Annotated in this window: 16 protein-coding genes and 1 pseudogene; 8 read left to right on the forward strand and 9 right to left on the reverse strand. The window is 71.8% G+C overall.

Annotated elements, in window-relative coordinates:
- Positions 1-226 precede the first annotated feature (226 nt).
- Both AB6L24_RS27125 and AB6L24_RS27130 read left to right on the forward strand, forming a co-directional pair.
- Entirely contained in the window at positions 227-2,749 is a 2,523-nt protein-coding gene (locus AB6L24_RS27125) for an ATP-dependent Clp protease ATP-binding subunit (protein WP_030361019.1), read from the forward strand.
- 212 nt (positions 2,750-2,961) lie between these two features.
- The gene (locus AB6L24_RS27130; protein WP_405659403.1) at positions 2,962-4,434 is read left to right on the forward strand and encodes a condensation domain-containing protein; all 1,473 of its coding nucleotides are present in this window, start codon (positions 2,962-2,964) and stop codon (positions 4,432-4,434) included.
- Here the strand turns inward: AB6L24_RS27130 and AB6L24_RS27135 are convergent.
- Positions 4,366-4,659, reverse strand: coding sequence for a hypothetical protein (locus tag AB6L24_RS27135; protein ID WP_405659406.1), 294 nt, complete (start codon positions 4,657-4,659; stop codon positions 4,366-4,368). The two genes, AB6L24_RS27130 and AB6L24_RS27135, sit on opposite strands and share 69 nt — an antisense overlap.
- A 103-nt stretch (positions 4,660-4,762) precedes the next feature.
- Positions 4,763-7,504 (reverse strand): NACHT domain-containing protein, encoded by a 2,742-nt coding sequence (locus AB6L24_RS27140; protein WP_405659409.1) that lies wholly within the window; start codon positions 7,502-7,504, stop codon positions 4,763-4,765.
- 411 nt (positions 7,505-7,915) lie between these two features.
- Here AB6L24_RS27140 and AB6L24_RS27145 point away from each other — a divergent pair, with 411 nt between their 5' ends.
- The gene (locus tag AB6L24_RS27145) at positions 7,916-8,596 is read left to right on the forward strand and encodes a M23 family metallopeptidase (protein ID WP_380842005.1); all 681 of its coding nucleotides are present in this window, start codon (positions 7,916-7,918) and stop codon (positions 8,594-8,596) included.
- A 58-nt stretch (positions 8,597-8,654) separates the two neighbouring features.
- Here AB6L24_RS27145 and AB6L24_RS27150 read toward each other — a convergent pair whose 3' ends face one another.
- On the reverse strand, positions 8,655-9,239 hold the full coding sequence (locus AB6L24_RS27150) for a TetR/AcrR family transcriptional regulator (RefSeq protein WP_405659411.1): 585 nt from the start codon (positions 9,237-9,239) through the stop codon (positions 8,655-8,657).
- Positions 9,240-9,446: 207 nt separating this feature from the next.
- Between AB6L24_RS27150 and AB6L24_RS27155 the strand changes: the two genes are divergently transcribed.
- The 3 genes from AB6L24_RS27155 to AB6L24_RS27165 all read left to right on the forward strand — a co-directional run bounded on the left by AB6L24_RS27155 (position 9,447) and on the right by AB6L24_RS27165 (position 12,086).
- Positions 9,447-11,018 (forward strand): MDR family MFS transporter, encoded by a 1,572-nt coding sequence (locus tag AB6L24_RS27155; protein ID WP_405663364.1) that lies wholly within the window; start codon positions 9,447-9,449, stop codon positions 11,016-11,018.
- Positions 11,019-11,077: 59 nt separating this feature from the next.
- On the forward strand, positions 11,078-11,545 hold the full coding sequence (locus tag AB6L24_RS27160) for a helix-turn-helix transcriptional regulator (protein ID WP_405659414.1): 468 nt from the start codon (positions 11,078-11,080) through the stop codon (positions 11,543-11,545).
- Between the two features lie 94 nt (positions 11,546-11,639).
- On the forward strand, positions 11,640-12,086 hold the full coding sequence (locus AB6L24_RS27165; RefSeq protein WP_030361012.1) for a VOC family protein: 447 nt from the start codon (positions 11,640-11,642) through the stop codon (positions 12,084-12,086).
- Positions 12,087-12,102: 16 nt separating this feature from the next.
- On the opposite strand, the gene cseC is transcribed toward AB6L24_RS27165, so the two are convergent.
- From cseC to AB6L24_RS27190, 5 genes are all read right to left on the reverse strand, one after another.
- Positions 12,103-13,611: a two-component system sensor histidine kinase CseC gene (gene cseC / locus AB6L24_RS27170; RefSeq protein WP_405659419.1), complete on the reverse strand. Its 1,509-nt coding sequence runs from the start codon at positions 13,609-13,611 to the stop codon at positions 12,103-12,105.
- Between the two features lie 32 nt (positions 13,612-13,643).
- Entirely contained in the window at positions 13,644-14,357 is a 714-nt protein-coding gene (cseB, locus tag AB6L24_RS27175; RefSeq protein WP_405659421.1) for a two-component system response regulator CseB, read from the reverse strand.
- A 128-nt stretch (positions 14,358-14,485) separates the two neighbouring features.
- Positions 14,486-15,145 (reverse strand): hypothetical protein, encoded by a 660-nt coding sequence (locus AB6L24_RS27180; RefSeq protein WP_405659424.1) that lies wholly within the window; start codon positions 15,143-15,145, stop codon positions 14,486-14,488.
- Positions 15,133-15,690: a SigE family RNA polymerase sigma factor gene (locus AB6L24_RS27185; protein ID WP_030361008.1), complete on the reverse strand. Its 558-nt coding sequence runs from the start codon at positions 15,688-15,690 to the stop codon at positions 15,133-15,135. The genes AB6L24_RS27180 and AB6L24_RS27185 overlap by 13 nt, the downstream gene beginning before the upstream one ends.
- Before the next feature lie 291 nt (positions 15,691-15,981).
- Positions 15,982-16,914 carry an A/G-specific adenine glycosylase gene (locus tag AB6L24_RS27190; RefSeq protein ID WP_380841991.1) on the reverse strand — a complete coding sequence of 311 codons (933 nt, stop codon included), beginning with the start codon at positions 16,912-16,914 and terminating at the stop codon, positions 15,982-15,984.
- Between the two features lie 410 nt (positions 16,915-17,324).
- Between AB6L24_RS27190 and AB6L24_RS27195 the strand changes: the two genes are divergently transcribed.
- Together AB6L24_RS27195 and AB6L24_RS27200 are read left to right on the forward strand one after the other, a co-directional pair.
- Positions 17,325-18,896: a sensor histidine kinase gene (locus tag AB6L24_RS27195; RefSeq protein WP_405659427.1), complete on the forward strand. Its 1,572-nt coding sequence runs from the start codon at positions 17,325-17,327 to the stop codon at positions 18,894-18,896.
- A complete protein-coding gene (locus AB6L24_RS27200; RefSeq protein WP_405663367.1) occupies positions 18,893-19,573 on the forward strand; it encodes a response regulator in 681 nt (226 codons plus the stop codon). Before AB6L24_RS27195 ends, AB6L24_RS27200 begins: the two co-directional genes overlap by 4 nt.
- Before the next feature lie 426 nt (positions 19,574-19,999).
- Here the strand turns inward: AB6L24_RS27200 and AB6L24_RS27205 are convergent.
- Positions 20,000-20,602 (reverse strand): annotated as a pseudogene (locus AB6L24_RS27205) (phosphatase PAP2 family protein); the annotation flags it as partial.
- Positions 20,603-20,758: the final 156 nt, after the last annotated feature.

Here is a 20,758-nt window from a genome sequence, read left to right on the forward strand (position 1 = left end):
ACTGATGGCGAGGGTAACTGCTTGGCCTGCGGGAACATCGTCTCGCACCATCAGGTTGGAGCATGTGTCGGCGTTGGAGTCAGGAACCGTTCCCTACGGTAGTGAGGGTGATCCGGACGGGTGTCGGCAGTTGGAATGAGCGGTCCCCGCTTGCGGGACTAAGCTGCGGAAGGACAGGGAGGGGAGCGTCCCCTTACTGCCTGACCGCTCTGAGGAGCGATTAACGATGTTCGAGAGGTTCACCGACCGCGCGCGGCGGGTTGTCGTCCTGGCTCAGGAAGAAGCCCGGATGCTCAACCACAACTACATCGGCACCGAGCACATCCTCCTGGGCTTGATCCACGAGGGCGAGGGTGTCGCCGCTAAGGCCCTGGAGAGCCTCGGGATTTCGCTCGAGGCGGTCCGCCAGCAGGTGGAGGAGATCATCGGGCAGGGGCAGCAGGCCCCGTCCGGGCACATCCCCTTCACCCCCCGTGCCAAGAAGGTCCTGGAGCTCTCGCTCCGCGAGGCCCTTCAGCTGGGCCACAACTACATCGGCACGGAGCACATCCTGCTCGGCCTGATCCGTGAGGGCGAGGGCGTCGCCGCCCAGGTCCTGGTCAAGCTGGGCGCCGATCTCAACCGGGTGCGGCAGCAGGTCATCCAGCTGCTCTCCGGATACCAGGGCAAGGAGACCGCCACCGCCGGCGGTCCTGCCGAGGGCACGCCCTCCACGTCCCTGGTCCTCGACCAGTTCGGCCGGAACCTCACCCAGGCCGCTCGTGAGTCCAAGCTCGACCCGGTCATCGGGCGCGAGAAGGAGATCGAGCGGGTCATGCAGGTGCTGTCCCGCCGCACGAAGAACAACCCGGTCCTGATCGGTGAGCCCGGCGTCGGCAAGACCGCCGTCGTCGAGGGCCTCGCCCAGGCCATCGTCAAGGGCGAGGTGCCCGAGACCCTCAAGGACAAGCACCTCTACACCCTGGACCTCGGCGCCCTGGTCGCAGGCTCGCGCTACCGCGGTGACTTCGAGGAGCGCCTGAAGAAGGTCCTCAAGGAGATCCGCACCCGCGGCGACATCATCCTGTTCATCGACGAGCTGCACACGCTCGTGGGTGCGGGTGCCGCCGAGGGCGCCATCGACGCGGCGAGCATCCTCAAGCCGATGCTGGCCCGCGGCGAGCTCCAGACCATCGGTGCGACCACGCTCGACGAGTACCGCAAGCACCTGGAGAAGGACGCGGCCCTCGAGCGCCGCTTCCAGCCGATCCAGGTCGCGGAGCCGTCGCTGCCGCACACCATCGAGATCCTCAAGGGTCTGCGCGACCGCTACGAGGCCCACCACCGTGTCTCGATCACGGACGAGGCCCTCGTGCAGGCCGCCACCCTGGCCGACCGGTACATCTCGGACCGCTTCCTGCCGGACAAGGCGATCGACCTGATCGACGAGGCCGGATCGAGGATGCGCATCCGCCGGATGACCGCGCCGCCGGACCTCCGCGAGTTCGACGAGAAGATCGCGGGCGTGCGCCGGGACAAGGAGTCGGCGATCGACTCCCAGGACTTCGAGAAGGCCGCTTCTCTCCGTGACAAGGAGAAGCAGCTCCTGGCCGCCAAGGCCAAGCGCGAGAAGGAGTGGAAGGCCGGCGACATGGACGTCGTCGCCGAGGTCGACGGCGAGCTGATCGCCGAGGTCCTCGCCACGGCCACCGGCATCCCGGTCTTCAAGCTGACCGAGGAGGAGTCCTCGCGTCTGCTGCGCATGGAGGACGAGCTCCACAAGCGCGTCATCGGCCAGAAGGACGCCGTCAAGGCGCTCTCGAAGGCGATCCGGCGTACGCGAGCGGGTCTGAAGGACCCCAAGCGCCCCGGTGGATCGTTCATCTTCGCGGGCCCGTCCGGCGTCGGCAAGACCGAGCTCTCCAAGGCCCTCGCCGAGTTCCTCTTCGGCGACGAGGACGCGCTGATCTCCCTCGACATGTCGGAGTTCAGCGAGAAGCACACGGTCTCGCGCCTCTTCGGCTCGCCCCCCGGCTACGTCGGGTACGAGGAGGGCGGTCAGCTGACGGAGAAGGTCCGCCGCAAGCCGTTCTCGGTCGTCCTCTTCGACGAGGTCGAGAAGGCCCACCCGGACATCTTCAACTCGCTGCTCCAGATCCTGGAGGACGGTCGGCTGACCGACTCCCAGGGCCGGGTCGTGGACTTCAAGAACACGGTCATCATCATGACGACCAACCTCGGCACGCGGGACATCTCCAAGGGCTTCAACCTGGGCTTCGCCGCCCAGGGCGACACGAAGTCCAACTACGAGCGCATGAAGAACAAGGTCTCGGACGAGCTGAAGCAGCACTTCCGGCCCGAGTTCCTCAACCGCGTGGACGACGTCGTCGTCTTCCCGCAGCTGAGCCAGGGCGACATCCTCGAGATCGTCGACCTCATGATCGGCAAGGTGGACGAGCGCCTGAAGGACCGGGACATGGGCCTCGAGCTCTCCCAGTCCGCGAAGGAGCTCCTCGCCAAGAAGGGGTACGACCCCGTCCTGGGTGCCCGGCCGCTGCGCCGCACCATCCAGCGCGAGGTCGAGGACACGCTCTCCGAGAAGATCCTCTTCGGTGAGCTGCGCCCCGGCCACATCGTGGTCGTCGACACGGAGGGCGAGGGCGAGAACGCCACGTTCACCTTCCGCGGCGAGGAGAAGGCGGCGCTCCCGGACGTGCCGCCGATCGAGTCCGCCGGCAGCGGCGGGCCGAACCTGAGCAAGGAGGCATAGCCCGCACAGGGCGCGTCGAAGGGGCTGCCCCGGACCGAGGAATCGGTCCGGGGCAGCCCTTTTTCCCGTGACCTCCCCCGTTCCTCTCCACGGCTTCCACAGTCCGGCGTTTCCCCGTGGCGGGCGATCTCGTTGGGCCCCAAGGGCGCGCTCCCGCTGGGCCCAGAGGGTGCGTTCCACAACCCCCCACGCCCGATGAACGGAGACGCCCAGTGCGCATGACCGACCTCCAGCGCTGCGAGGTACGCCCCGGACGGCTCGTCGAATGGACCCTCGACCCGGCGACGGTCGACAGGGCGGCCGACCTGCCGGACGACTCCCGGCGGCCGGCGTACGTCCAGGAGTCCCACGTCCGGACGGCGCGGTCCGTGCGCGCGGACGGCCTGTTCATGCCGACCTGGCTCGGTACGGCCTTCGACATTCCGGGGGCCGTCGATCTCGACGTACTCCAGGACGCCCTGCGGAACTGGACTCTCCGGCACGAGACGCTGCGCAGCGGATTCCGCTGGGCCGGTGACGAAATGCGCCGGTTCACCTTCGACGCCGAAGCCGTGTCGCTGCGCCGCGAGGTCGTCGGCGATTTCCCCGACGCGGACAAACTGGTCCAGCGTCTCCAGGATCGTTTCGATGCGGTCGCGGACGCGCTGAACTGGCCGAACTTCCTCTACACGGCGGTGGTGCGGCAGGACTGCACGAGCGTGTATCTGGCGTTCGACCACAGCAATGTCGACTCGTACTCCCTCCAGCGGATCCCCGCCGAGATCCATGAGCTTTACGCGGCGGGGCTCGAAGGCCGTGCGGTGGAGCGGACGCCGATCAGCAGTTACATCGACTTCTGCGAGAGCGAGCGCGCGGACGCGGACCGTATCGACGGAACGCACGCGATCGTCGACCGGTGGCGGGAATTCATCAAACGTTGCGGTGGAAAGCTGCCGGAATTCCCCGTCGATCCCGGTCTTGATCCGGCCGCCCGGATGCCCACGCAGAAACTCATGGAGGAGAGGCTGGTGGACGCGGACGACGCCGCCGCGTTCGAGGCGTACTGCCGTCCCTTCGGCGGAACCCTCGTCGGCGTCCTCGCCGCCACCAGCCTCATCGCCCACGAGATCAGCGGGCAGCCCGTCTACCGCACGATCGTGCCGTTCCACACCCGCGTGAAGTCGCAGTGGCTGGACTCCGTGGGGTGGTACGTCGGCGGCGCGCCGATCGAGGTGCCCGCGGCGCGGGCGCGTGACTTCGAGAGCGCGCTGCACTGTGTGCGCGGCGAGCTGCGGGCCAACAGGTCACTGGCGCGGATGCCCATCGCCCGGGTCCTGCGCCTGCTCGGCTCGGAGTTCCGGCCGACGTCGCCCGACCTGTACTCGATCGTCTCTTTCGTCGACGCCCGCGGCATCGTCGGCTCCGGACGCTGGACCGAGCTGAAGGCGTACGGCCTGGTCAGGGTGTCGTACGGGGACAAGGCGTGCGCCTGGGTCAACCGGCTCCACGAGGGCCTGCGGTTCGCGGGCCGCTACCCGGACACCGACGTCGCGGCCAAGAACATGCGGCTGTACGTGGAGCGGCTGCGGGAGACCGTCGTCGCCGTGGCCCGGCACGGCGCGCACGTCGGCGGTGGCTCAGCGGTGCCACGGCCCCGTCGCGTCGACACCGTGTCCGTCGAGGCGGTCGGGACGGCCGAGGCGTAGGAAGTCCAGGCGGAACGGGTCCTCCGCCAGCTCCGCGAACGCGGGCGAGTCCTCCGGGAGCGTCACGTCCAGGGTCGGCGGGGCGCCCGCCCGCGTGTGCCGGTGCTCCCGGATCTCCCGGTCCAGGTCGGCCCGCGACCAGCCGTGCCGGACCGCCTCGGTGGCGTAGAACTCCAGCTCCGCGCGGGTCTCCAGGCGCTCCATCAGGACGACGACGTGGCGCATGAGGTCGAGGGTCGCTCGGGGGGTGGTGTGCGGGAGGGGGATCGGGGGTGGATCATCCGAACGTGTGGGGGTGGGGTGGGCGTTCGGGTCCGGGGGTGGGGTCTCAGTAGGGCTCGACCGTGAAATCGACGGTCGATGAACGGACTTGGACAACGAAGGCGTCGGGGACGAGCAGGCGTTGAAGGCGGGGAAAGAGCATCTGGATCCGCTCCACGTCGATCGGTTCCAGTCCTGACAGGTCCAGGCCGGTGAGGATCAGCTCCGTGACGCCGGGCTGCGACGGTCCGGACGGCGTGTGGCCGAGGTCGTCGGCGAGGGTTCTGAGGTGTGTGACCGTGAGGATCAGGTAGGTACGTTCGCACGCGGCGAGCAGGCGGGACGCGGCCTCGCCCGACACCGACTCGCGGATGTCCAGGAGCCTGGGGCGCAGACCCAGCCTGAACAGCTCGTCGACCTGCTCGTCCGTGCGGAGCGTGAAGTTCGTCCTGCCGTCGTCGAGCTTGCTGATCACCCCGTCCGCGTACAACCGGCAGTCGAAGCGGCTCCAGCCCCACATCAGCTGCCTGCGCACCTCGTCGCGGGGGTCGTCCGCGTACCGTGAGAGGAGGGGGATCGCCGCGTCCGAGCGGACGTGGGTCGCCGCGATCGTCACAAGCTGCGCCTCCTCTTCGCTCAGCCCGTCGAGGCCCGGCAGCAGATCGAGCACCACCGGCCCCACCAGCCCCAACTCCCGTGCGTCCGCAGCCGTACGCGGCGGAATCAGCTCGGCCGTCCTCCGCTCCACCTCCCCCCGCACCGCAGGCGCCAGCTCCGCCGCGTGTTCCAGGCAGGCCGCGGCGAGGAGATGCGCCCGCTTGCGGCCGGGCGACCCGGCGGGGAAGGAATCCCCCTGAGCCAGCAAGTCCCCCAACAACTCCGCCCGTTCCCGCGGCCGCCCCTGCGCCACAGCCATCCGGATGACGTCCTCCCACTGGTCGTCCGCCGCGTGCCCGGCGAGGACTCCGAAGTCGCCCTCCTCGACGGCGGCCCGTGCGCCCAGGAAGTCCTGGAAGGTGCGGTGCACGAACTCGACCGTCCCGGGGCCGGGTTCGCGGAGGAGGCCGCTGCGGTGGAGGAAGTGGGTGTAGACGGCTTCCGCGTCGCCGAGGGCGGCGAGTTCGGGGACGGCGGGCAGGGCGTCGCCGATGATCGTGGTGGCGCGGGTGCGGTCCATGGCCGTGCGGCCGTTGCGGATGAGCCAGTACGCGAGGCGCTGGAGGAGCTGGAGCTGGGGCTCCTCGCGGAGTTCGGGCACGTCCATGTGGCGTTCGCGGTCGCGGCGGATCAGGAGCATGGAGAGGGCGGCCGTGTAGAGGTCCTTGCGGCCCAGCGGCAGGAAGCCGCGCCGGTCGCGGTGCAGGGCGCAGACGAGGCCGCACATCAGCGGGTTGGTGGCGAGCAGACCGAGGTCGGGCTTGGTGCGCACGGCTTCGAGGAGCTGGGCCTCGTACGCCCGCAGGGCCCGGTCCTCGTCCGGTGCGCCCGTCGCCGCGGCCGTGTGCCAGCGCCGGATGAACGCCGTGACGTCCGCGCCGCTCATCGGCGCGAGCGTCAGCTCGGTGAAGTCGTCGTCGGTGAGCCAGTCCTCCCGGACGGCGGAGGGCCGGGACGTCACCAGCCAGCGGTTGCCGGGGTAGGCCTCGATCAGGTCCGAGAGCCACGCGCGGGTGCGGGCGCGCTCGGCGTCGGGGACCTCGTCGATGCCGTCGACCAGGACCAGGGCGCGGGCCGAGGTCAGGACGCGGGCCTCCCATCCGTCGGGCTGCGTGCCCGCGAGGGGGGAGCCGACGGCGGACAGGAAGTCCTTGGGGGCGGGGAGGCGCTCGCCGTGGCGGGTGAGGGTGCGCAGCGGCAGGACGTAGGGGACGCGGTCGTGCAGGTAGGCCATGCGCCCGGCACCGGAGTCCGGGTCCTGGCGGGCCGCGGAGACCGCGAGCCACTGGATCAGGGTGGTCTTGCCGGAGCCCGCCTCGCCGCGCAGGAGCACGCGGTCGTGGGTGGCGAGGGCCTCGTCGGCGGGGCGGGGAGTCGGGTCGAGGTCGGCCTCGAAGACCTGGCCCCAGTCGTCGCCGATCCGGATGTCGCCCAGGTGCCGCCCGCGTGCGGTGGCCGTCAGGCTCAGATAGGCCGCGTCCAGGGGCCACTTGCCGGGCGAGTCGGCGAGGTCGATGCCGAAGATCGTGAGCTTGCCGTGCTTCTTCGCGACGTACGCGAGGTAGCGCTGCTCGAAGGCCACGTCCCGGGCGCCGGGCAGGGGGTCCCTGGCGATCAGCTCGTCGACCTTGGCTATGAGTTCCGCCTGGCGTCGGCTCTGCTCGACGAGGGTGTGGGCGACGAACGTGGACCGCTGGGTGAAGAAGTTCAGGATGTGCAGGCAGGCCGTGTCGAGGAGGCGTTCGTGGAGGTGGGCGGCGTCCGCCGAGAGGTCCCGGGTCGTGTCCCCGGCCGTCCGGCGCAGCCTGGCCGCCAGCTCCTCGTGGCCCAGGGACACCGCCTCCACGTCGGTGAGCGTGAGGGTGCCAAGCGCGAGCAGCGTCCGGGCCAGGGCGTGGCCGAGGGCCTCCTCCTCGTCGTGGGGGACGGGGCGCTCGCCGGTGCGGACGGCCTGGCGGACCAGGGCGGTGGCGAGGCGGCGCACGTCCTGCTCGGCGAGGTCGCGCCGCTCGCCGCGGAAGGACACCAGGGCGTCGATCCGTACGGGCTCCGTGACCAGGCCCGCGCCCGGTCCGGGGCGTACGAAGAGCTTCCTGATCAGCGGGGTGACGACACCGGACGCGATACGGACGCCAATGGCCGCGGGATCCATGGTCGAGAGCGTAGTGGGCGTCACATTCGCGGGTGGTGGATCTTGCGCCGCGGTGACATGACGCACAGGGCATAGGTCACATACGAGGCGGATTAGTGGTGCTTTTCGGCCGCCGGGACGGGACTTTCGGCCTGGAACCGGCGGCTTCGGGGGCCGTGGGCGGACGGCTCCGGCGGTGATCGCGGGCGGGGCCGGGTACGGCCGCCGCTAGTAGAGGGGCGTTTTGGGGCCGGGGCGGGGTGGGGGTTACCAAGGGATGGCCGTCCGGCATGCGCAGTGAGCGTGCCGGATTCCCTTTTGCTCGCAGTACCCCCGTTTCTGCTCGCAGTACCCCCGTGCTGCTCGCAGTACCCCCGCAGAGCCGGCACGCCCCGTGCCGCCGTCCCCCTTGCCTTGTCCCGGAGGTTCCCCATGTCGAAGCGCGCCAAGTCCCACCATTCCGGCCCGTCCCTGCGTCGCACCCGGGCGGCCGTCCTCGCCGCCGGTGTCGGCGTGACGACGGTGCTCGGAGCCGGGATCGCGGCCGCCGCCGACACCAAGGGCGGGGAGCGGTCCGTGACCGCGTCCTCGGTGGGCGCGCAGGCCGTCGCCCAGGCCAAGGCCGCCGAGCAGGCGAAGCAGGCCGTGGCGAAGAAGGCCGCGCAGGCCAAGCTGGCCGCCGCCAAGAAGGCCGCCGCCTGGCAGGACCCGGTCGACAACTACCGCCTGTCCGCGAGCTTCGGCCTCGGCGGCAGCATGTGGGCCAGCAAGCACTCCGGCCAGGACTTCGCCGTGCCGGTCGGCACCGTGGTCAAGGCCGTGCACGCCGGCACCGTCGTCAAGGCCGGCGGCAACGGCGCCGGTGACGGCCCCGCGTACGGCAACGCCGTGGTGATCAAGCACGCCAACGGCACCTTCTCGCAGTACGCGCACCTGTCGAAGGTCGAGGTCCGCCCGGGCCAGGCCATCACCACCGGCCAGCGCATCGCCCTGTCCGGCAACACCGGCAACTCCAGCGGCCCGCACCTGCACTTCGAGATCCGTACGACGCCGAACTACGGCTCGGCCGTCAACCCGGTCGCGTTCCTGCGCGCGCAGGGCGTCCGCGTCTGATCCCGACCCCGTGAACGGGGCGCGCGCGTCCGATCCCCCGCGGGCGGCGCCCCGGTGCTCAGGTGCCGTTGTGCGCCTGGGTCACCAGATCGATGGCGACTTCGAGGATGGCTTTCCGCTTCTCCTCGGGGTCGCCATCGTTGCCTTTGAGCACGAACATCCCGCCGTGCATCGTGAACAGCGCGCTGAAGCAGCGCACCTGCGCGGTCATCGGCACCGACGGGTCGTCGTGGCTGAGGATGTCCAGGAGCTGGAGCATCCGGTCCTTGAAGCTCTCGCCCGTCTTCAGGTCGCGCATCGTCGCCTGGTTCTCCTGCATGAAGCGGAAGAGCGGGGCGGCGTCGGTGAGGATCTCGCTGTAGCGGGTCAGGATCGCGCGCTTGGTCTCCAGCGTGCGCGGCTGCTCCTTGCCCCAGACGATGAGCTCGTCGATGGGCCGCGTCAGATCGTCGAAGATGCTGGTGAGGATGTCCTCTTTGGTCTTGAAGTGGTAGTACAGGGCCGCTTTCGTGACGTCCAGGCGCTCCGCGATCTCGCGCAGTGACGTCTTCTCGTACCCCTGCTCGGCGAAGAGTTCGAGCGCCACGTCCTGAATGCGCTGGCGGGTGTCCCCGCGGCGCCGCTGCCTGCCTGTGCTGCTCATGGTGGCGATCCTCGCACTTCTCCCCGGTACCGCCCGAACTTACTTGACGCCCGGCTAGTTAGGGGTCTACTTTCCTCTACTGTAGCCAACTTGCCGGGCGGCAAGTAAGTACGGCGGGCGTACGGGTACGGGAACAGGGGAGCGGGGACCGTGGCAGACAGCGAGAAGCGGACCGGGCAGTCGGCGCAGGCCGGGAACCAGGGCGCGGTGGCGGAGCCGCAGCCCCGCAGCGTACGAGTGGTGATCTTCGCCCTGATGGTCGCGATCCTGCTCGCGATGCTGGACAACATGATCGTGGCCCCCGCGATGCCGACGATCGTCGGTGACCTCGGCGGCCTGGAACACCTGTCGTGGGTGGTGACCGCGTACACCCTCGCGACCGCCGCCTCCACCCCGATCTGGGGCAAGATCGGCGACATGTACGGGCGCAAGGGCGCCTTCCTCTCCTCCATAGTGATCTTCCTGATCGGCTCCGCGCTCAGCGGGCTCGCTCAGGACATGGGGCAGCTCATCGGCTTCCGGGCGATCCAGGGGCTCGGCGCGGGCGGACTGATGGTCGGCGTCATGGCGATCATCGGAGAGCTGGTGCCGCCGCGGGAGCGCGGCAAGTACATGGGCATGATGACCGGCGTGATGGCGGTCGCGATGATCGGCGGACCGCTCGTCGGCGGCACTCTCACCGACCACCTCGGCTGGCGCTGGGCCTTCTACATCAACCTGCCGCTCGGCATCGTCGCCCTCTTCATGGTCAGCGCCGTCCTGCACCTGCCGAAGAAGCGCGCCCAGGGCCGCATCGACTACCTCGGCGCCGCGCTGCTCACCATCGGCATCACCTCGTTCGTCCTGGTCACCACGTGGGGCGGTACGGAGTACGCCTGGGGCTCGGCCGTGATCATGGAGCTGATCGGGCTCGGCGTCGCCGCCCTCGTCGGCTTCTGGTTCGTCCAGCAGAAGGCCGCGGAGCCGATCATGCCGCTGCACATCTTCCGCAGCCGCAACCTCTCCCTGATGTCCGTGATCGGCTTCCTCACCGGCTTCGTGATGTTCGGCGCGATGCTCTTCCTGCCGCTCTACCAGCAGGCCGTCCAGGGCGCATCGGCCACCAACTCCGGCCTGCTCCTGATGCCGATGCTGCTCGCGATGATGGCGGTCTCCATGGTCGCCGGGCGGTTCACCACGGCCACCGGCAAGTACAAGGTGTTCCCGATCGCCGGCAGCGTCCTGATGGCCGTCGGGCTCTTCATGCTCGCGCAGATGGACACCGACACCTCGCGCGTCACGACCGGGATCTACATGGCCGTGCTCGGCGCCGGCATGGGCTGCCTGATGCAGATCACCATGCTGGTCGCGCAGAACAGCGTCGAGATGAAGGACATGGGCGTCGCCTCGTCCTCGGCCACGCTGTTCCGCACCCTCGGCTCGTCCTTCGGTGTCGCGATCATGGGCGCCCTGTTCAACAACCGGGTCCAGGACGAGATGGCCAAGGCCGGGGGCGGCGGCGTCGCCAAGGTCACCGAGCACTCCGCCCAGCTCGACGCGGCGAGCCTCGCCAAGCTCCCGGAGGCCGCGCGCGAGGCCTACCAGCACGCGGTGTCCGCCGGTACGCACGTGGCGTTCCTGCTCGCCGCCGCCATGGCCGTGGGCGCGCTGATCGCCGCGTTCTTCGTGAAGGAGACGCCGCTGCGGGGCGCCGCCCCCGCGGACAAGAAGCCGGCCGGTGACGCGGACGGGGACTCCGCGCGCGGCGAGCGGGAGAAGACGGTGGCAGAGGCCGTCTGACCCGCTGGTCCGCCCGGCCCACGGCCCCCCGGCACTTCGGTGCCGGGGGGCCGTTGTCAGTGGCCCGTGCCAGCATCGAGGGCGTGGAGAGACTGCGCAGGCTCCGCCTCGCGAAGGACACGATGGACCGCGACTGGGCCGACCCCGCCCTCGACCTGACCGCGGTCGCCGCCCACGCGGGCTACTCGCGCCATCACTTCCTGCGCGCCTTCAAGGAGGCGTACGGGGAGACGCCCGGGCAGTATCTGTCGCGCCGCCGCATCGAGCGGGCCGAGGACATGCTCCGCTCGGCCGACCTGTCCGTGACGGACATCTGCATGCTGGTCGGCTTCACCAGCGTCGGCACGTTCTCGTCGACCTTCAAGCGCCACACGGGCCTCACCCCGAGCGAGTACCGCTCCCAGCACGTGGGGCGCGGCGCCGCGCTGATCCCCGGGTGCTGGGCGCTGCTGTGGGCCGGGGGGTTCCCGGCGCGGGCGGGGCTCGACGGGACGGGGACGGAGGCCGACGGAGAGCACGATTCTTGAGAAGACGAAGAGCGCAATTCTTGAGAAGCGGAGCGCCGGGCCCGCTGCCTACGGTGGCCGGGCAAGCACGAAAGACCCTCACCAGGAGCACACCATGATCAAGGGACTCGCCATTTCCACCGTCTGGGTCCTCGACCAGGACCGGGCCAAGGAGTTCTACACGGAGAAGCTCGGCCTGGAGGTCCGTACCGACATGACGCTCGGCGAGGGCGGCATGCGCTTCCTCACCGTCGGCGCCAAGGACCAGCCCGAGCTGATGCTGGCCCTGATGGTGCCGGGCGGCGCGGGCATGGACGCCGAGTCGGCAGAGGCCATGCGCAAGCTGGTCACCAAGGGCGTCCTCGGCGGCGGCGCGCTGCGCACGGACGACGTCCACGGGGACTACGAAAAGCTGAAGGCGCGCGGCGTGGAGTTCCTCCAGGAGCCGCAGGAGCGCCCCTACGGAGTGGAGGCGATCTTCCGCGACGACTCCGGCAACTGGTTCTCGTTCACCCAGGAGCGCGAGGGCGAGCTGGACCTGGACAAGGACTGGGGCTGCTGAGACCTTCCCGTCCCGGCTACCTCTGCCACTTCGCGGGCTTCTCCGGGAGCTGCAGCATCGGATAGCTCCCGGTGTTCGTCGGCGCGTGCTCCGGCAGCCACAGGACCGCCACCGCCCCCTCGGCGGCCTCCTCCGGCGAGGCCCCCGGCGGCCGGATGTTGCGGAAGGTGAGGCGGGCGCCGAGCACCCGCGCCTGACCGGCCGCGATCGTCAGGCCCAGGCCGTGCCCGCGGCCCGCGCGGTCCGCGGAGCCGGTGCGGAAGCGGGACGGGCCCTCGGCGAGCAGCGCCTCGGGGAAGCCGGGGCCGTGGTCGCGCACCCGGACCACCCGGCCCTCGACGCTGACCTCGATGGGCGGCTTGCCGTGCTTGGCGGCGTTGGCGACGAGGTTGCCGAGGATGCGCTCCAGGCGGCGCGGGTCGGTGGTGACCTCCGACTCGTGCACGATCGTCACCCGCACGTCGTGGCTCAGCAGCGCCATGCGGCGGCTGACGAATTCGCCGAGCGTGATGTCCTGCAGCTCGGCCCGCTCGGACGCGGAGTCGAGCCGGGCCACCTCCAGTACGTCCTCGACGAGCGTGCGCATCGCCTGCGCCCGGTCCTTGACCAGCTCGGTCGGCCGTCCCGGCGGCAGCAGCTCGGCGGCGGTGAGCAGCCCGGTCACGGGGGTGCGCAGCTCGTGCGCGATGTCGGCGGTGACCCGGCGCTCGGCCTCCAGGCGCTGCTTGAGTGCGTCGGCCATGGCGTCCACGGCCTCGGCGAGGTCGTCGGTCTCGTCGCGCACGTGCCCGCCGATGGCGTCCCGTACGGACACGTCGGTGTTGCCCTGGGCGACCTCGCCCGCGGCCGTCGCCGCCTTGCGCAGGCGCCGGGCCATCTGGCCGCCGATGAGGACGCCGAGGGCGCAGCCGCCGAAGACGACCGCGATGGAGCCGATGACGAGGGCCTGGTCGAGGTCCTTCATGATCGTGGTGTTGCGGTCGGCGAAGCGGCTGTGCACCGACAGGACGTGGCCGTCGCTGAGCGGCACGGCGCCCCAGATGTCGGGCACACCGTCGCCGTGCTCCTGCACGAAGGTGGCGCGGCGGCCGGTGAGGACCTTCTGCCGCAGCTCCTTCGGGAGCTGCGGGTCGTCGATCTTGGTGCCGTAGATGGCGCTGGTAGTGCGGCGCGCCTCGTAGTTGCGCTGGGCGATCTGGACGCGCTCGTCCTGGAGGTCGCGGGCGTTGTCGAGCATCGACACCCAGGCGGCGTTGTGCACGACCAGGCTCAGCGCCACCGCGACGAGCGCGCCGACCAGGCCGATGGCGGCGGCGATCTTCCAGCGCACGCCGGTGCGCAGCCGGGCGCCGACCAGCGACTGCAGCCGCTCCGACCACGACAGATCCCGCGGGTCCCGCGGCCCTCGCGCCCCGTCGCCCGGCCGCCGCCCCTGGAGCCCCCGCAACCGCCCCCGAAGCCCCCGAAGCCGCGCCCGCAGCCCCTCACCGGACGCGGACCGCGCCCCGTTCATGCCCCTGCCCATGGCAGACCCCTGTGTCCCCCCACGCCGCGAGCTCACGCCTTGAGCTTGTATCCGAACCCGCGGACCGTCTCGATGCGGTCCTGCCCCACCTTCGTCCGCAGCCGCTGCACATGCACGTCGACGACGCGCGTGTCGCCGCCCCAGCCGTAGTCCCAGACCCGCTCGAGGAGCTTGTCGCGGGACAGCACGGTGCCGGGCGCGGAGGAGAACTCCAGGAGCAGCCGCATCTCCGTCGGCGTGAGCGCGACGGGCTCGCCGCCCCGGCGCACCTCCATGCCCTCGGTGTCGATCTCCAGGTCGCCGAAGCTCAGCACGCCGCCGTCGGGGCTCTGGCCCTGATCGGCGGCGGGCGCGGCCGAGCCGGGGCCGCTGGCGTGCCCGAAGCGCCGCAGCACGGCGCGGATGCGGGCGACCAGGACGGCGCCGTCGAACGGCTTGGTCACGTAGTCGTCGGCGCCGGCCTCGAGGCCGAGGACGACGTCGATGGAGTCGGCCCGCGCCGACAGCATGATCACCGGCACGGTCGACTCGTCCCGGATGCGGCGGCAGAGGCTGACGCCGTCGAGGCCCGGCACCATCACGTCGAGCAGGGCGATGTCGGGCCGGTCCGCCCGGAACGCCTCTAGGCCCGACAGGCCGTCGGGCATGGCGGTGACCTCGAAGCCGTCGCGCTCCAGGGCGAGCTGCGTGGCCTCGCGGATGACGTCGTCGTCCTCGACGAACAGGACATGGGTGTGTTCTGCCATCGGGTGCTCTCAGTTCCGGTCTCGGTTCGGGGGCGGTCGGGGGTCGGGCGGCGGTCGGGCGGCGGTCGGTCGGAGGTCGGTCGGGGTCGGCCCGGGGTGGGACGGGCGGCGGTCAGGGCAGGTGGGCGTCAGTCCGACGACGGATCGGTCGTGTCGCCGTCCGCCGTGGTGCTGTAGTTGTTGCGGGTGCGGTCCTGCTCGGTGAAGTGGCTCGTCGACCAGCGGTAGGTGATGATCTCTTCTCCCGTCGGGTCCGCCACCGAGCCGTCCTTGCCGAACATCTGCTTGCTGACGACCAGGTCGCCCCGGTCGATCTCGGCGTACACGGGCGGCTGCTCGTCGGCGAAGACATTCTCGTACCTCTTGCCTTCGGGGCGATACACGTAACTGCCGATGCCCACCCTGTCACCGCAGGTCAGGACGTTCACGACGACGTCGTCCGACGCTGCTCCGGTCAGGTTGCCGTAGGCGACGTCCACCGGATACTCGTCGGCGGCGCACGGCTTCAGGTCCCGCTTGACGGCCAGGCTGACCTTCGGGTCGTCCTTCACGAGCTGGACCGCGTCGACGCTCTTCGGGGTCGGCGAGGGGGAGGCCGACGGCGCGGTGGACGGCACGGCGCCGACGTGGGCCGGGCCCTCGTCGCGGGTGCCGGAGCCGCCCGTGGAGCAGCCGGTGACGGCGAGCAAAAGGCCGAGGGCGGCGAGCACGGCCACTGCCGTACTCCCCGCCTTCCACTCCTTGGTGGCCCGGCCCGCTGGTCCGGTCCGGGCACTCAGGCCGCGCAACGCTCCCGCTCCTCACGTTCGAACATCCGCGCAGCAGGCCCTGCCGACTCGTCGGCGGCGCGGCTCTCCAGCTCCTGACGGAGCCGGGCGAGCGCGCGGTGCAGCGTGCTCTTGACCGTGCCGGCCGACATGCCGAGCGCGGCGGCCGTCTCCTCGGTGGACATCTGCTCCCAGTGTCGCAGCACCACGACGCTGCGCTGCTTGGGGGCGAGCACCTTCATGATGTCCATCAGGAGGGCGCGGTCCGCGTGCTGCTCCGTGGAGTCGTCGACGCAGGCGTCCGGCAGCTGCTCGGTGGGCACCTCTTCGAGCTTGCGGGCGCGCCACCACTCGGTGCGCGTGTTGATCATGACGCGGCGCAGGTAGGCGTCCGCGAGCCGCTTGTCGGCTATGCCGTCCCAGCGGCCGTAGGTCCGTACGAGCGCCGTCTGCAGCAGGTCCTGGGCGTCGACCGGGTCCGGGACGAGCCGCCGGGCGCTGCGCAGCAGGGCGTCCTGCCGAGTGCGGACGTACTCTTCGAACTCGAGCACCTCGCCGTGCGCCATACCCAACCGCCTCCGATCCCGTTCATCCCCGGCTGCCCCCGGTCGATTCCCGGGTGCCTCTCGACCGCTGATCCCTTGCCTGTGCGGTACGGGTAAGAAGTTACGGAGGGCGTGTCACGGCGCTGTGCGGAGCAGCCCGCGACGGACGCACGGCTGTACGTAGGTTGTGTAACAGAAGTAGGCCGGACGTAAATCGGCAGGTGAGTGTGGGCGTGGATGCCCTTTTTGTCGCTGATTTCGTCGCTGTTTCGTGTCAGCGGGCTGTGATGTGAAGGCCGGGGCCCGCGGGTGTCAGGTCAGCGGCAGGCGGTAGTACCCGTCCGGCAGCGGCTCCACCAGACCGTCGGAGACCAGGCCGTCCAGCGCCCGGGCCCGCTGCACCGGCTCGTCCCACACCCGGTCGAGCGCGGACTGCGGCACCGGCGAGACGGCCTCGCGCAGCACCGCGAGGAGCTTGCCGCGGACCTGGCGGTCGGTGCCCGCGTACGTCTGGCCGCGGCGGGCGGGACCCTCGTGCGCGGGCTTGCCCGCCGCCAGCCAGGCGCACTGCGCGGCCAGCGGGCAGCGGGCGCAGTTCTCGTTCTTGGCGCTGCACACCAGCGCGCCCAGCTCCATGGAGGCCGCGGCCCAGCGGGACGCGGTGTGCTCGTCCTCGGGCAGCAGCGCGCGGGCCAGCTTGCGCTCGGCCGCGGTGGTGGCGTTCGGCGGGTACTGCACGCCGGTCACCGAGCGCGCGAAGACGCGCCGCACATTGGTGTCGAGCACGGCGTGCCGCTGGCCGTACGCGAACGACGCGACGGCCGCCGCGGTGTACTCGCCGATGCCGGGCAGCGCGAGCAGCTGCGCGTGCTGTGCCGGTACGTCGCCGCCGTGCCGCTCCGTTATGGCGACGGCCGCGCCGTGCAGGCGCAGCGCCCGCCGCGGATACCCGAGCCGTCCCCAGGCGCGCACGGCCTCACCGGGTGCCTCCTTGGCGAGGTCGGCGGGGCGCGGCCAGCGGGCGAGCCACTGCTCGTACACGGGAAGCACCCGGCTCACCGGCGTCTGCTGCAGCATGAACTCGCTGACCATCACGCCCCAGGGCCCGGCGTCCTCCCGCCGCCACGGCAGATCACGCGCGTTGGCCTCGAACCAGGCGATGACGGGGGAGTGGAACTGCTCGTCCAGCGAACGGGCGTCGGCAGTGCCGGCGGCGACGAGATCGGCGGCGAGGGCGGTCGGCATGGGTCGATCCTGCCACGGGGGTGGCGGGCCGGGGGCCAACAGCCGCGTGTCGGCCTGCGGCCTCGCTCTTGGACGTCGGGCGGGCTCGGTGTCCTCTCCGCGTGGGCCGGGGGTGCTGCCGGTCGGCCTGCGGTCTCGTCCTCGAGCGCCGGGCGGGCTGGATCGGGCTTGGTGTCCCCTTCGGGTGGGCCGGGGGTGCTGCCGGTCGGCCTGCGGTCTCGTCCTCGAGCGCCGGGCGGGCTGGATCGGGCTTGGGTTTCCCCTCGGGTGGGGCGGGGTGCTGCCGGTCGGCCTGCGGCCTCGTCCTCGAGCGCCGGGCGGGCTGGGTGGGTGGGCGGCTGCGCCCCGGACGGGGAGACCTGACGATCGACAGGGGCGGTGGTCGGCCGGTGGCACGTACCGTCGAGGGAGTGAAGAGTGCCCGCACGATGGACGTCGCCCTCTGGGTGGCCCTCGCCGTGCCCGCGGTGAGTGCCGACGCGATCGGACTGAACGAACCCCGCCCGCTGTGGGCCCGGTTCGGGGGTCTCGTGGTCCTCGCCGCGGCCACGGCGACCTGGCGTACCCGCCCGGCCACCGCCTTCCTCTTGGCCGCCGCCCTCGGCCTGACCGCCCCCGCCCTGTTCTCCGTGTCGTACGGCCCCGCCCTCGCCGTGCTCGCGCTGCTGCTCGGCCGGCACGGCACCCGCGCCCGCCCGGCGCTGCTGGCGTTTGCGGCGGTCTGGGCGGCGGGCACGGTCAGGATCCTGGTCCGGGACGTGGACCCGGTCGTGGAGTGGCTGGTGCTCATGGGCACGCTGCTGTTCGGCGTGGTCTTCCCCTGGCTCGCGGGCCGCTACTGGCGCCAGGGCCGGGCCCTCGCCGCCGCGGGCTGGGAGCGCGCCGACCAGCTGGAGCGCGAGCAGCGCATCGTCGCCGACCGGGCCAGGCTGCGCGAACGCGCCCGCATCGCCCAGGACATGCACGACTCCCTCGGCCACGAACTGAGCCTGATCGCGGTCCGCGCGGGCGCCCTCCAGGTGGCCGCCGACCTCCCCGCGCACCACCGGGCCGCCGCGTCCGACCTGCGCGAGGCCGCCGCGACGGCCACCGACCGGCTGCGCGAGATCATCGGCGTACTCCGGGACGAGGGCGACGAGAGCGCCCCCCTGGCCCCGCCCGGCGAGACGGTGGCACAACTCGTCGCGCGCGCCGCGGAGTCGGGCCTTCCGGTGCGGTACGAGGACGACGGCACCGACGCGTCCGACGGCGCCGGGCGCATCGCGTACCGCGTGGTCCAGGAGGCCCTGACCAACGCCGCGAAGTACGCGCCGGGCGCCCCGGTCACCGTCACGGCGACCGGCACCGGCTCCACCACGACGATCGAGGTCAGCAACGGCCCGCCCCCGCACGGCGACGCACCCCGTCCCGCCCCGCCGGACGGCGGCTCCGGCCTGGCCGACCTGCGGGCCCGGGTCGCGGCGGGCGGCGGCACGCTGACCGCGGGGCCGCGGGGCGGCGGGTTCCGCGTCACGGCGAGGCTGCCGGCGGCCGGAGCACCCCGCCCCGCGGCGCCCGAGCCGACGCCCCCGCCCCCGGGCTCCGTCCTGGCCCACGCCCGCCGCCGCACCGCCCTCACGTTCGGCGCCGCCGTCGCCATCGGCGCCGTGCTCGTGGCGGGCGCGTTCACCTGGTACGCGTACACGAAGACGCACTCCGTCCTGCGGCCCGCCGACTACGCGGCCCTGCGCGTCGGCCAGCCGCAGTCCCAGGTCGCCGCCGTGCTCCCGGACCGCAGCGTCACGGACCCGCCGGTGGAGCGCGCGCCGACCCCGCCGCCCGCGGGCGCGGACTGCCGCTACTACCGCTCCAGCGGGGAGCTCTTCACCTCCCTCACGCACTTCAGACTCTGCTTCGACGACGGAAGGCTGGTGGACAAGACAGTGATCCCCAAGGCGGGCGCGGACCGGAGCATGCGGGGTGAGGCGGCGTGGGCGCGGTGATCCGGGTGCTGCTCGCGGACGACGAGGCGATGATCCGCGCGGGTGTGGGCGCCATCCTCGCGGCGGGCACCGACATCGAGGTGGTCGCGGAGGCCGCCGACGGCCGCGAGGCGGTCGACCTCGCCCGCGCGCACCGCCCCGACGTGGCGCTCCTGGACATCCGCATGCCGCGCCTGGACGGCCTCGCGGCGGGGGAGGAGATCGTACGGACGCTGCCGGGCACGGCGGTCGCCATGCTCACGACGTTCTCCGAGGACGCGTACGTGGCACGGGCGCTCGGCGGCGGCGCCACCGGCTTCCTGCTGAAGTCCGGCGACCCGCACGAACTCATCGCGGGCGTACGGGCGGTGGCGGGCGGTGCCGCGTTCCTCTCGCCGCGGGTGGCGCGGCAGGTCATCGACGGCTTCGGCGCCCGCCGACTGGCGCGCGGGGCCGAGGCGCGCGCCCGGGTCGCGCTCCTGACGCCCCGTGAGCGCGAAGTGCTCGGCCTGGTCGGCGCGGGCCTGTCCAATCCGGAGATCGCCGCCCGCCTCCACCTGGTCGAGGGCACCGTCAAGGCCTACGTCAGCGCGGTCCTCGACCGCCTGGAGGTCAAGAACCGCGTCCGCGCGGCGGTCGTCGCGTACGAGGCGGGCCTGGTGGCGGACGACGGCGCGGGGGAGCCGGCTTCGGGGTGAGGTCGCCCGACTCCCGCTTCAGGAGCGGGGGTCGGGGCCCTGGGGCCGGTACTGCGGCTGGTGGCCGTAGGGGTCCTGGCCTTGGTACGAGCCCTGTCCCTGGTACGCGTCCTGTCCCTGATACGGGTCCTCGCCCTGGTACGCGCCCTGCCCCTGGTACGCCTGCTGCCCCTGGTAGGCGCCCTGCCCTTGGTACTGGCCCTGGTACGGATCCTGATGCCCGCCCTGGTGCGCCCCTTGGTGCGCGTCCTGGTGGCGGCGCAGCGTCATCGTCTGCTCCTGGGGCTGCTCGGCGCGCGCGGGCCGGTACGGCAGCGAGTTCTCGTACTGGCCGCCGTGCCCGGCCTGGCCCCCCTGCCCGTACGGCCCGGACTGCTGCGGCACGTACTGCCCGGTCCCCGCGGCCGGAGCGGTCGCCGGGCCCGTGCCCTCGCCCGCGAACCACCTGACCACGCCGGTCCGCGACCCCCGCATCGTCTCCGTGATCCGCGTCACAGGCCGGGCGGCGAGCTTCACCGCGAGGAACACCACGACCGCGCCGAGGACCAGGCCGACGGCCACGTCGTGCGGGTAGTGCACGCCCACGAACACCCGCGAGAACGCCATGAGCACCGCCATCGGCAGGGTCAGGGCGGCGATCCGGGGCCAGGCGAGGGCGAGGCCCACGGCGGCGGCGCCCGCGATCGTCGAGTGGTTGCTCGGGAACGACCAGTCGCCGTGCGGCGGGCACTCCACGAGCGGCTTGAGCGCCCCGGACACCGCCCGGCACGGCCGCTCCTCCTCGATGAAGGACTTCACGGTCTCACTGATGACGTACGCGAGGGCCGTGCCGAGCGGCGCGAGCACCGCAACCGCCACGGCCCGCGGGTCCCCGCGCCGCGCCCGCCACCAGGCCACGACGAAGAGGACGCCGAAGAGCAGCAGCCCGAGCTCCGTCCACACCTCCGCGAGGTGCTGCACCCACGAAGGGGTGTCGTGGGCGAATTCGGTGACGTCTAGGTAGAGGCCGGAAGAATCCATGGTGTCCATGATTCCGGACCGTACGCAGTGGTCCGGCACCGTCACATCCGGCGATGGGCGCATCGTGGACCTGACGAAAGTCAGGGGTGGGTGCCGTGGAGGGCGTTCCGGGACGGCGCCGCGAGGGCGTCGCGGGGTGTCCCGGGGGTCGTTCCGGGGCCTTCG

This window comes from Streptomyces sp. RK9, from assembly GCF_045070545.1.
Classification (GTDB): Bacteria; Actinomycetota; Actinomycetes; order Streptomycetales; family Streptomycetaceae; genus Streptomyces; species Streptomyces alboflavus.

Coding starts and splice junctions, on each gene's coding strand:
- AB6L24_RS27125 (WP_030361019.1), top strand. CDS start 227: ATGTTCGAGAGGTTCACCGACCGCGCGCGGCGGGTTGTCGTCCTGGCT.
- AB6L24_RS27135 (WP_405659406.1), bottom strand. CDS start 4,659: ATGCGCCACGTCGTCGTCCTGATGGAGCGCCTGGAGACCCGCGCGGAG.
- AB6L24_RS27140 (WP_405659409.1), bottom strand. CDS start 7,504: ATGGATCCCGCGGCCATTGGCGTCCGTATCGCGTCCGGTGTCGTCACC.
- AB6L24_RS27145 (WP_380842005.1), top strand. CDS start 7,916: ATGTCGAAGCGCGCCAAGTCCCACCATTCCGGCCCGTCCCTGCGTCGC.
- AB6L24_RS27150 (WP_405659411.1), bottom strand. CDS start 9,239: ATGAGCAGCACAGGCAGGCAGCGGCGCCGCGGGGACACCCGCCAGCGC.
- AB6L24_RS27165 (WP_030361012.1), top strand. CDS start 11,640: ATGATCAAGGGACTCGCCATTTCCACCGTCTGGGTCCTCGACCAGGAC.
- cseC (WP_405659419.1), bottom strand. CDS start 13,611: ATGGGCAGGGGCATGAACGGGGCGCGGTCCGCGTCCGGTGAGGGGCTG.
- cseB (WP_405659421.1), bottom strand. CDS start 14,357: ATGGCAGAACACACCCATGTCCTGTTCGTCGAGGACGACGACGTCATC.
- AB6L24_RS27185 (WP_030361008.1), bottom strand. CDS start 15,690: ATGGCGCACGGCGAGGTGCTCGAGTTCGAAGAGTACGTCCGCACTCGG.
- AB6L24_RS27190 (WP_380841991.1), bottom strand. CDS start 16,914: ATGCCGACCGCCCTCGCCGCCGATCTCGTCGCCGCCGGCACTGCCGAC.